Annotated in this window: 4 protein-coding genes and 1 pseudogene; all 5 read right to left on the bottom strand. The window is 74.5% G+C overall.

Features of this window, described 5'->3' with window-relative positions; translation table 11 throughout:
• The coding region (locus F2B26_RS14000) for a TPM domain-containing protein (protein ID WP_201292748.1) at positions 1-1,093 on the bottom strand (1,093 nt) is incomplete at its 3' end.
• Positions 1,094-1,161: 68 nt separating this feature from the next.
• Positions 1,162-1,824, bottom strand: a complete 663-nt coding sequence (locus F2B26_RS13995) for a hypothetical protein (RefSeq protein WP_159810408.1) — start codon at positions 1,822-1,824, stop codon at positions 1,162-1,164.
• A 149-nt stretch (positions 1,825-1,973) separates the two neighbouring features.
• Positions 1,974-3,701 (bottom strand): putative bifunctional diguanylate cyclase/phosphodiesterase, encoded by a 1,728-nt coding sequence (locus F2B26_RS13990; protein ID WP_159810406.1) that lies wholly within the window; start codon positions 3,699-3,701, stop codon positions 1,974-1,976.
• A gap of 289 nt (positions 3,702-3,990) precedes the next feature.
• A complete protein-coding gene (locus tag F2B26_RS13985; RefSeq protein ID WP_159810404.1) occupies positions 3,991-5,637 on the bottom strand; it encodes a DNA repair helicase XPB in 1,647 nt (548 codons plus the stop codon).
• Positions 5,634-5,965 (bottom strand): annotated as a pseudogene (locus tag F2B26_RS13980) (helicase-associated domain-containing protein); the annotation flags it as partial. The gene F2B26_RS13985 and the pseudogene F2B26_RS13980, both read right to left, overlap by 4 nt.

Genomic DNA, 5,965 nt, shown 5'->3' with positions numbered 1-5,965 from the left:
CCAGGGTGGCCAAGGTCGCGCGGGCCGGGTCGAGCCGGGCCCGCTGACCGGTGGCCGCGCGCTCATGGGCGTCGAGGGCGTCGCCGACCCGCTCCTGGACCGAGCGCAGCTGGTCGAACGCGCCCTGCTGGGCGTCCAGCTCGGACCCGGTCTGGGCGCACAGCGCCAGGATCTGCGCCGCGGTGGCCCGCACCTGCGGCTCGGTGTCCGGGACGTCGTCGTCGAGCGTCTGGCGCAGCCGGAACGCCTCGGTGGCACGGGCCTTGCCCTGGGCCAGGACCTGGGCGAACTGGCCCGTCGCGTCCTCCCCGAACTGCGCCTGCGCGAAGCCGAGCTCCTGCTCCGAGCTGCGCAGCGCATCGTCCAGCCGCACGAGCGCCGCCGAGGCGCGCCGGTCCAGCTCGGCCGTCGGGACATCGGCGTACGGGTCGACCACCGGGGGACCGCCGGCCGGTCCGGGCAGCGCCCGCGAGCCGGCCGCACGGCGGCGACCACGCATCGTGGCGACCAGGGCGATCACGGCGATGACGGCGAGCCCGATGAGCAGCACGGTGCCGAAGCCGATCCCCGACCCGGACGACGACCCGGACGACGTGCTCGCGGTGGACCCGGTCGCGGCGGCCTGCAGACCCTTCGCGGCCGTCACCGGGGCCACGGACCAGTCACCGGAGGTCTTGGCCGCGCGCAGCGCGTCCTCCACCGCGGACGCGACCTTCGTGACCTCGGCGCTCGTGATCTGTCCCGACGAGGCGGGGGCGAGCATGTACTGGTACGGCGCCTGCGTGGTGTACGCCAGCACGAAGTCCTGCGCCCCCAGACCGCTGTTCGCGGCCGTGGTGTCGACCCAGCTGAGCGGGGCCGTCCCGGAGAAGCTCGGCAGCAGCACGACGTAGAGCTGGTACGGCGTGGCGGACGCCAGCGCGTCGAGCGCGGACTGCACCTGCGTCTGCTGGTCGGCCGTGAGCACGCCCGCGACGTCCGTCACCTCCGACGTCAACGTCAGGGGGTCGGTCGCCGACGCGGCCGGGGCAATCCCGACCAGCATCGTCGCCGAGCCCAGCACGAGCAGCGCTGCACGTCGTAGCCATGGCACCCGACGATCCTCACGCACGCTCACACCGGCCGCAACGAGCGTCGGTCCCAGCAGGTTCCCAGGAGAGGTCAGAGGGCGTGCACGACGAGCCCGGCGGTCCACGGCAGCACGAGCCCGGCGACCACGAGCAGCCCGGTGAGGCGGCCCGGCCCCAGCGGCCACCACCGTCGCCGCAGCCTCGGGCGGACGTCCGTCGTGGGGTCGGTCGCCTGCTGCTCGTCCGACGCCTCGGCGCCGGGCTCAGGGGCGGCCGTCGGCTGCGGCACCCGGGCCACCCGGTGGGCCGCACCGGTCGGGTCGAGCTCGACCCGCAGATGGGCCGCGACGATCACCGTCTCCAGCGGGGTCAGCACGTGCGGCAGCTGAGCGAGCACGTCCGGCAGCAGGGCGGCCGGGACCAGCGCGGCCCGGGTCGACGTCTCGCCGCGGCGCTCGACCGCATGCAGCCCGCGCACCGTCTTGCGGTGGGCCGGGCCGAGCAGCGCGGTCACGGCCGCGGTCGCGCAGGCCAGGTTCTCCGCCGCACCGTCCCGCACACCCTCGTGCAGGTTCGGGCCGTCCTCCAGGACGACGACGACACCGCCGGGTCCGACCGCGACGTGCGCGAGCCGGGCCTGGGGGTGGCCCGGCCACCGCACGTCGTGCAGGATCCGCCAGCCGGCGGTCCGGTCGAGCGCACGCCCGACGGAGCTGATCGCGACCGGGTCACCGGTCGGGCTCTGGATGCTCATGATGGCCTCCTCCTGCCCCGCACCATCGGACGGCGGGCCGCCGTTGTGAACGGTGCACCGGAGCAGGTCCGGGACGGGCGCAGCCGCTCTGCTGCGCCCCCACCGTGCGACGCGCTGCCCCGGTGCGCAAGCCGGCGCGCGGGAGCCCGTCAGAGCGAGCCGACCGCCGCCCGTCCGTCCGGCTCGTGCCCCGGTGCCGCGTCCGCCGACGGGTCGGGGCACCGGGTGAGGAACGCGATGAGGTCCTCCTCCACCAGGGGGCGTGAGCGCAGGAAGCCCTGCACCTGGTGGATGCCGCTGCGGCGCACCGCGACGTCCTCGGGCACGGTCTCCACGCCCTCGGCCACCACGTCGATCGTGAAGCGCTCGGCCAGCCGTCGCACCAGGGACAGCATCTCGGCGTCGAAGGCCAGGCCCTGCCCGGACCCCTCGACCACGGAGCGGTCCACCTTGACGCAGTCGATCGGCAGGGCGGTGCCCAGCAGCCGCAGGGCGCCGAGGGTCGCGCCCATGTCGTCCAGGGCGAAGCTCACCCCGGCCGTCGCCAGGATGGTGAGCTGCGGGGTGGCCCGGACCAGGTCGTCGACCCCGGCGTACTCCGACAGCTCGAGGCAGACCCGGTGCCGGTCCAGCCCGCTCCCCTCGATGGCAGCGAGCAGCGTCGCCGCGAGGTCGGGCACACGCAGCGACTCGGGCGCCAGGTTGACGTGCACCCGGGCCGGTGCGTCCGCACCCAGGGTCCGCGTCCAGCGCTCCATGTCCGCGCACGCGGTGGCCAGCACCCATCGGTCCAGCGCGAGCGACGTGCCCGCGCGTGCGGCCGAGTGCAGCCGTTCGGACGGGAACTCCAGGGTGCCGTCGGGCCGTCGGGTCCGCAGCAGCGCCTCGACGGCGGTCACCTGGTCGGAGCGCACGTCCACCACCGGCTGGTAGACCAGCAGCAGGTCGTCGGTCGGCACGGTCCGGCCCTTCGCCGCGGCCGGGCCCGCCAGGCGCACCCGGTCGCCGCCGGCGACCTTGGCGGCGTACATCGCCTCGTCGGCGGTCCGCAGCAGCACCTCGGTGTCGGTGCTGGCCGACTCGGTGACCGCCACGCCGACGCTCGCGCGGGACTCGGCGAGCACCGGCAGCGACTCGTCGCGGGTGGCCAGCGCCAGCCGCAGCCGCTCGCCCAGGTCGAGGGCCGCGGCGGTGGGGTCGACGTCCGGGGCGACCGGCAGCATGGACACGACGGCGAACTCGTCGCCGCCGAGCCGTCCGACGAGCCCCTGGTCGCCGAGCGCCTGCACGAGCCGTCGGGCCACCGAGCGCAGCAGCGCGTCGCCCAGGGAGTGGCCGAACAGGTCGTTCACCGGTTTGAGCCGGTCCAGGTCGAGGAACACCACCGCGACAGCACCGGGGACCTGGGCGAGGCAGCTCACCTGGTCGCGCAGCGACTCGATGAACCGGGCGCGCGAGGCCACCCCGGTGAGCTCGTCGGTGGCGGCGCGGTGCGCCGTCTGGTCGGCCAGCGCGCGCATCACGTGCACGGGTCGCACGACGCCGACGGGGGTGCCGTGCTCGTCCAGCACCGGCAGGTCCCGGTAGCCCTCGACCGTGTCGGCGATGAGCGCGGCCGCCTCGGCGACCGTCGTCGTGGGCTGCACGGTGGCGGCCCCCCAGGTGGCCAGCGCGGCGATCGGGCGCTTGCCCCACAGCGACCGGCCGTAGCCGTACCGGCCCGCCATCATCGACAGGAAGGCGGCCCGGCCCACCAGCCCGATGGCGCCGTCGGCGGCCCGGACCAGGACGGCGGGTGCGGTCCACTGGGTGCGGAAGCCCTGGTCGACATGAGCGCACGGGGTCGAGGCGGGCACCACGGGGCACGGCTCGATCATCGTGCTCAGGGTGAGGTCAGCGCCCGAGGACATACGACGCCCGTCGGCCGGTCGCGGGGGATGCTGAGGTGTCGTGGGAGACGTTCAGCGAGTGTTCATGTGCCCGTACCTGCCGCTCGTGCCCGGGGTCGGCGGACCCGACGGCGGTGGTCGGCCGAGGGGTCAGCCGGGAGGCGGGCGGGCAGTACCGGTTCAGCACAGGGGACACCCAATCACCTGAACGAGGGAAACCCCCGGTTGCGGCTCGCCGGGACGCGCGCTGTTCACCGAGTCGCCAGCACGGCGTCGGTCAGCCGGTCGGGTCGAGGTCCTCGGCATCGATGATCGAGTACGCGTAGCCCTGCTCGGCGAGGAAGCGCTGCCGGTGCGCCGCGAACTCCTGGTCCACCGTGTCGCGGGACACCACCGTGTAGAACGTCGCGGCGTGCCCGTCGGACTTCGGCCGCAGCAGCCGGCCGAGACGCTGCGCCTCCTCCTGGCGGGAGCCGAACGACCCCGAGACCTGGATCGCGACGCTCGCCTCGGGCAGGTCCACCGAGAAGTTGGCCACCTTGGACACCACGAGCAGACCGATCTCGCCGGTGCGGAACGCCTCGAACAGCCGCTGCCGCTCGCGCACCGTGGTCTCCCCGGTGATGAGGTCGGCGCCCAGGTGCTCGGACAGCTCGTGCAGCTGGTCCAGGTACTGGCCGATCACCAGCGTCGGCGACCCGGTGTGCGCCGCGACCAGGCGGGAGACCACCGACAGCTTGCCCGGTGCGGTGGCCGCCAGCCGGTAGCGGTCCTCCGGCTCGGCGGTGGCGTAGGTCATCCGGGCGTCGTCCGGCAGCGTGAGACGCACCTCGACGCAGGTCGCCGGCGCGATGTAGCCCTGCGCCTCGATGTCCTTCCACGGGGCGTCGTACCGCTTGGGGCCGATGAGCGAGAACACCTCGTCCTCCCGGCCGTCCTCACGCACCAGGGTGGCCGTGAGGCCGAGCCGGCGCCGGGCCTGCAGGTCCGCCGTCATGCGGAAGACGGGTGCCGGAAGCAGGTGCACCTCGTCGTACAGGATGAGGCCCCAGTCGCGGGCGTCCAGCAGCTCGAGGTGCGAGTAGACGCCCTTCCGCTTCGTGGTGAGCACCTGGTAGGTCGCGATGGTCACCGGGCGCACCTGCTTGCGGGTGCCGGAGTACTCGCCGATCTCGTCCTCGGTGAGCGTGGTGCGCGCCAGCAGCTCGTCACGCCACTGCCGGGCGCTCACCGTGTTGGTCACCAGGATGAGCGTCGTGGTCTTGGACCGGGCCATCGCCCCCGCGCCCACGAGCGTCTTGCCCGCCCCGCAGGGCAGCACGACGACGCCGGAGCCGCCGTGGAAGAACGTGTCGACCGCGTGCTGCTGGTAGGGCCGCAGCGACCAGCCGTCCTCGCGCAGCGCGATCGGGTGCGCCTCGCCGTCGACGTAGCCCGCGAGGTCCTCGGCCGGCCAGCCGAGCTTGACGAGCACCTGCTTGAGGTGGCCGCGCTGCGAGGGGTGCACCAGGACGTCGGTGGTGTCGATCCGCTCGCCCAGCAGCCCCTTGGTGCGGGCGCTGCGCATCACCTCGACGAGCACCGCCGGGTCGAGGGCGTGCAGCACGAGGCCGTGCACCGGGTCGTCGACCAGCTGCAGGCGCCCGTAGCGGTCCATCGTCTCGGCGACCTGGACCAGCAGCGCGTGCGGCACCGGGTAGCGGCTGTACTTGAGCAGCACGTCGACCACCTGCTCGGCGTCGTGCCCGGCGGCACGGGCGTTCCACAGGCCCAGCGGGGTGAGCCGGTAGGTGTGCACGTGCTCGGGGGCGCGCTCCAGCTCGGCGAACGGTGCGACGGCCTTGCGGCACTCGTCCGCCTGGGCGTGCGCGACCTCGAGCAGCAGGGTCGAGTCCGACTGGACGATGAGGGGCCCGTCGTTCACGTGGTGCTCTTTCCGGTCGGGGTGTCGGTGGGGGTGGCGGACAGGGACCCGGTGGGCAGGGAGACCGAGGCGATCCGGTGCACCGCCACCGTGAGCTCGGCCGCGCGCGCGGTGTCGAGGGCGCGCAACCTGCCGCCGTCCAGCCGGACCGGGCGCAGCAGCCGGCGCTGCAACGACCCGGACGGTCCGACCATCTCCACCCAGACCTCCTGGCGCGCCGCGAGCGCCTCGCGCAGCAGCAGCAACGCATCGGCGGGCTCGGGTGTTCCGCCCGGGGGTGGACCCTGCGGTGCGCCGGGTGCCGGGGCGGGGGCGGGCTCGCGGGTGG

Origin of the sequence: Cellulomonas citrea (assembly GCF_009829685.1) — a bacterium.
Taxonomy (GTDB): domain Bacteria; phylum Actinomycetota; class Actinomycetes; order Actinomycetales; family Cellulomonadaceae; genus Cellulomonas; species Cellulomonas citrea.
This window is presented reverse-complemented; position numbering and strand designations above follow the sequence as displayed.